9 protein-coding genes and 1 pseudogene are annotated in these 4,380 nt (G+C 51.6%); all 10 read left to right on the forward strand.

Translation table 11 applies throughout. From position 1 onward, the window contains the following. The coding region (gene rpsH / locus RMR24_RS03705) for a 30S ribosomal protein S8 (RefSeq protein WP_310613750.1) at positions 1 to 256 on the forward strand (256 nt) is incomplete at its 5' end. Between the two features lie 24 nt (positions 257 to 280). Further along, complete coding sequence (gene rplF, locus RMR24_RS03710; RefSeq protein WP_310613751.1) at positions 281 to 814, forward strand: 50S ribosomal protein L6; 534 nt, start codon at positions 281 to 283, stop codon at positions 812 to 814. An 11-nt stretch (positions 815 to 825) separates the two neighbouring features. Next, on the forward strand, positions 826 to 1,191 hold the full coding sequence (gene rplR, locus RMR24_RS03715) for a 50S ribosomal protein L18 (protein WP_104796732.1): 366 nt from the start codon (positions 826 to 828) through the stop codon (positions 1,189 to 1,191). Positions 1,192 to 1,209: 18 nt separating this feature from the next. Further along, positions 1,210 to 1,728, forward strand: a complete 519-nt coding sequence (gene rpsE / locus RMR24_RS03720; protein ID WP_104796731.1) for a 30S ribosomal protein S5 — start codon at positions 1,210 to 1,212, stop codon at positions 1,726 to 1,728. Positions 1,729 to 1,742: 14 nt separating this feature from the next. Continuing rightward, a complete protein-coding gene (gene rpmD / locus RMR24_RS03725) occupies positions 1,743 to 1,925 on the forward strand; it encodes a 50S ribosomal protein L30 (RefSeq protein ID WP_104796730.1) in 183 nt (60 codons plus the stop codon). Positions 1,926 to 1,935: 10 nt separating this feature from the next. Then, entirely contained in the window at positions 1,936 to 2,367 is a 432-nt protein-coding gene (rplO, locus tag RMR24_RS03730; RefSeq protein WP_310613752.1) for a 50S ribosomal protein L15, read from the forward strand. Between the two features lie 28 nt (positions 2,368 to 2,395). Further along, positions 2,396 to 3,709 (forward strand): preprotein translocase subunit SecY, encoded by a 1,314-nt coding sequence (gene secY, locus RMR24_RS03735; protein WP_310613753.1) that lies wholly within the window; start codon positions 2,396 to 2,398, stop codon positions 3,707 to 3,709. A gap of 69 nt (positions 3,710 to 3,778) precedes the next feature. Beyond that, the gene (gene rpmJ / locus RMR24_RS03740; protein ID WP_011481465.1) at positions 3,779 to 3,892 is read left to right on the forward strand and encodes a 50S ribosomal protein L36; all 114 of its coding nucleotides are present in this window, start codon (positions 3,779 to 3,781) and stop codon (positions 3,890 to 3,892) included. Between the two features lie 25 nt (positions 3,893 to 3,917). Next, the gene (rpsM, locus tag RMR24_RS03745; RefSeq protein ID WP_310613754.1) at positions 3,918 to 4,283 is read left to right on the forward strand and encodes a 30S ribosomal protein S13; all 366 of its coding nucleotides are present in this window, start codon (positions 3,918 to 3,920) and stop codon (positions 4,281 to 4,283) included. A 12-nt stretch (positions 4,284 to 4,295) separates the two neighbouring features. Beyond that, positions 4,296 to 4,380, forward strand: a pseudogene (locus RMR24_RS03750) (30S ribosomal protein S11); the annotation flags it as partial.

A 4,380-nucleotide genomic window follows, 5' to 3' on the forward strand; every position in this document is an offset into this window, starting at 1 on the left:
CGGTTTTCAAATTAAACAAGACGCTGGCAAGACTGAGCTTGAGATTACTCTCAAGTACTACGCAGGTCGTCCAGTGATCGAACGCATTGAGCGTGTGAGCCGTCCTGGCTTGCGCGTTTACAAAGGCTGCGGCGCTATCCCCCAAGTCATGAATGGCATGGGCGTGGCAATTGTCACAACACCTCAGGGTGTGATGACTGACCGCAAAGCACGCGCTACCGGTGTCGGTGGCGAAGTGTTGTGCTACGTCGCTTAACTGCAGCCTAAAGGAAAGACTGAAATGTCCCGAGTAGGAAAAATGCCAGTGATCGTCCCCCAAGGTGTGGACGTATCTATTAACAATGCCCACATCAGTGTCAAGGGTTCCGGCGGTTCGCTGTCGGTTGCTGCCCACGCATTGGTGAAGGTTGTCAACGAAGCCGGTCAAGTGACATTCACACCGGTTGATGATTCGCGTGAAGCAAATGCCATGAGTGGCACATTGCGCCAGTTGGTGAACAACATGGTGACCGGTGTGACCAAAGGCTTCGAGAAGAAGTTGCTCTTGGTGGGTGTGGGTTACAAAGCTGCTGCGCAAGGTTCTAAGCTGAACTTGGCGGTGGGTTACTCTCATCCCGTGAACAAAGACATGCCAGAAGGCATCAAGGTTGAAACACCTGCCGCTACGGAAATCATCATCAAAGGTGCTGACCGTCAACGCGTAGGTCAAGTGGCCGCTGAGATTCGTGCAATTCGTCCCCCAGAGCCTTACAAGGGCAAGGGCATCCGTTATTCGGATGAGAAGATCACGATCAAAGAGACCAAGAAGAAATAAGGAGCTGCAACATGTTGACCAAAAAAGAGCAGCGACTCCGCCGGGCACGTCAAACACGTATTCGCATCGCCAACCAAGGCGTTGCACGTTTGATGGTGAACCGCACCAACTTGCACATCTACGCTACTGTGGTTTCCGCTTGCGGTACCAAAGTGGTTGCGACAGCATCCTCAGCCGAAGCCGCAGTGCGCACACAACTCGGCGCAACTGGCAAAGGCGGCAACGTCAATGCAGCGCAAGTGATCGGCAAGCTGATCGCTGAAAAAGCGAAAAAAGCTGGCGTCGAAAAAGTGGCGTTTGACCGTTCAGGTTTTGCTTACCACGGTCGCGTCAAGGCCTTGGCCGACGCAGCCCGCGAAGCTGGCTTGCAGTTCTAATCGGATTGGAAATTACACATGGCTAAATTTCAAGCTAAAGCGCAGGGTGACGGTCCAGAAGACGGACTCCGCGAAAAAATGATCGCGGTCAACCGCGTCACCAAAGTGGTTAAGGGCGGCCGTATTCTCGGTTTCGCAGCTTTGACTGTGGTGGGTGATGGCGATGGCCGCGTGGGCATGGGCAAGGGCAAGTCGAAAGAAGTGCCAGCTGCTGTTCAAAAGGCGATGGAAGAAGCCCGTCGCAACATGACCAAAGTTACTTTGAAAAACGGCACGATTCACCACAAGGTGCACGGTCGTCACGGTGCTGCAAACGTCATGATGATTCCAGCACCTAAGGGTACTGGCATCATCGCAGGCGGTCCAATGCGCGCTGTGTTCGAAGTGATGGGTATCACTGACATCGTGGCAAAAAGCCACGGTACATCAAACCCATACAACATGGTTCGTGCAACCTTGGATGCTTTGAACAATTCCACGACGCCTTCAGAAGTGGCGGCTAAGCGTGGCAAAAACATCGAAGAAATCTTCGCTTAATCTCGGAGCATTCAATGACTACCCCTCAAACTGTGAAGATCCAATTGGTGCGTAGCCCAATTGGCACCAAAGAATCGCACCGCGCCACTGTCCGTGGCTTGGGCTTGCGCAAACTGAATTCTGTGAGCGAGTTGCAAGACACGCCTGCAGTGCGCGGCATGATTAACAAGATCAGCTATCTGGTCAAAGTGCTGTAAAAGGTTGAAGATGGAACTCAATAACATCACCCACGCACCTGGCGCAAAACACGCCAAGCGTCGCGTTGGTCGCGGTATCGGCTCTGGCCTCGGCAAGACTGCTGGTCGCGGTCATAAAGGTCAAAAGTCTCGTTCAGGCGGCTACCACAAGGTTGGCTTCGAAGGCGGTCAAATGCCTTTGCAACGTCGCCTGCCCAAGCGCGGCTTCAAGTCCACCACTTTGAAGTACAACGACGAAGTGACCTTGGCTGACTTGCAACAACTCGGCGCTGCTGAAGTCAATATGTTGACATTGAAGGCCGCTGGCCTCGTGGCATCTATCGCTCGCGTCGTCAAAGTTGTGAAGACTGGCGAATTGACAACTGCTGTCAAGCTCAATGGCATCGGCGCTACTGCCGGCGCTAAAGCTGCAATCGAAGCCGCTGGCGGCTCGGTCGAGTAATCGTTAGATTCAACAGGAACAACGCTCCGTGGCTACTACCTCTCCATCGATCGGTAACAACGACAAGTTCGGCGACCTCCGTCGCCGACTGGTCTTCTTGCTGCTCGCCTTGGTGGTTTACCGCGTGGGCGCTCATATTCCTGTGCCTGGCATCAACCCTGACCAATTGCAACAATTGTTCAAGGGTCAGCAGGGCGGTATTTTGAGCTTATTCAACATGTTCTCGGGTGGAGCTTTGTCGCGCTTCACGGTGTTCGCGTTGGGCATCATGCCTTATATCTCTGCATCGATCATCATGCAGTTGCTCACCTATGTGTTGCCTTCTCTGGAGCAGCTCAAAAAAGAGGGCGAAGCAGGTCGTCGCAAGATCACCCAGTACACGCGCTTCGGCACTTTAGGCTTGGCATTGTTCCAGTCTATGGGCATCGCTTTGGCCTTGGAAGCATCTGCTGGTTTGGTCAACGTACCTGGCTTTGGATTCCGTATGACAGCCATGGTCAGCTTGACCGCTGGCACGATGTTCCTGATGTGGTTGGGCGAGCAAATCACTGAGCGTGGCTTGGGTAACGGTATTTCTATTTTGATTTTTGCTGGTATCGCAGCAGGCTTACCAGGTTCTATCGGTGGTTTGCTTGAGCTGGTGCGTACTGGCGCGATGAGCATTTTGGCTGCCATCTTCATTGTGATTGTGGTGGCGTTGGTCACTTACTTTGTGGTGTTTGTTGAGCGCGGTCAACGCAAAATTTTGGTGAACTATGCGCGCCGCCAAGTGGGCAATAAAGTGTATGGCGGTCAGTCGTCTCACTTGCCTTTGAAGTTGAACATGGCGGGTGTGATTCCTCCTATCTTCGCTTCATCAATCATTTTGTTGCCAGCCACTGTGGTGAGTTGGTTCAGCACTGGCGACAGCATGAGCTGGCTCAAGGATATTTCTGCAGCACTTGCACCTGGACAACCTGTCTACGTGATGTTGTATGCAGCTGCGATTGTTTTCTTTTGCTTCTTTTACACCGCCTTGGTCTTCAACAGCCGAGAAACAGCGGATAATCTGAAGAAGAGTGGTGCTTTTGTTCCCGGCATTCGTCCCGGTGATCACACTGCTAAATACATAGACAAAATTTTGGTTCGACTCACGCTTGCGGGCGCTGTGTACATCACCTTTGTGTGCTTGCTACCTGAGTTCTTGATCTTGAAATACAACGTGCCTTTCTACTTCGGTGGTACATCGTTGCTAATTATTGTGGTTGTCACCATGGACTTTATGGCCCAAGTGCAAAACTACATGATGAGCCAACAATATGACTCGCTGTTGAAGAAGGCAAGTTTCAAAACAACGCTCTAACGGGCCAAGTAAAAAGTCGTGTTTCATGCCAATGAGGGTGTGAAATGAAATGAGTTTTAGGAGAATGAAATGAGAGTTTCGGCTTCGGTCAAAAAAATTTGCCGCAACTGCAAAATCATCCGCCGCAAGGGCGTGGTTCGTGTGATCTGTACAGATCCACGCCACAAACAGCGCCAAGGTTGATTGAACTGGTTTAAAGAGGACGCACATGGCACGTATCGCTGGCATTAACATTCCGCCGCACAAACACACTGAAATTGGCCTCACAGCTATTTTTGGTATTGGTCGCACACGCGCTCGCAAAATTTGCGAAGCAACAGGCATTGATTACACAAAGAAGATCAAAGATCTGACTGACTCGGACCTCGAAAAGATCCGTGACCAGATCGCTGAATTCACGATTGAAGGTGACTTGCGTCGCGAGACAACCATGAACATCAAGCGTTTGATGGACATTGGTTGCTACCGCGGTTTCCGTCACCGTCGTGGTCTTCCTATGCGTGGTCAACGTACGCGTACCAACGCTCGTACACGTAAGGGTCCGCGTAAAGCAGCCCAGTCGTTGAAGAAATAATAGGACTGAACAATGGCTAAATCTCCAAGCGGCGCAGCTTCACGCGTACGTAAAAAGGTTCGTAAGAACATTGCTGACGGCATCGCGCACGTGCACG

Source organism: Limnohabitans sp. (genome assembly GCF_031539105.1).
Classification (GTDB): Bacteria; Pseudomonadota; Gammaproteobacteria; order Burkholderiales; family Burkholderiaceae_C; genus Limnohabitans.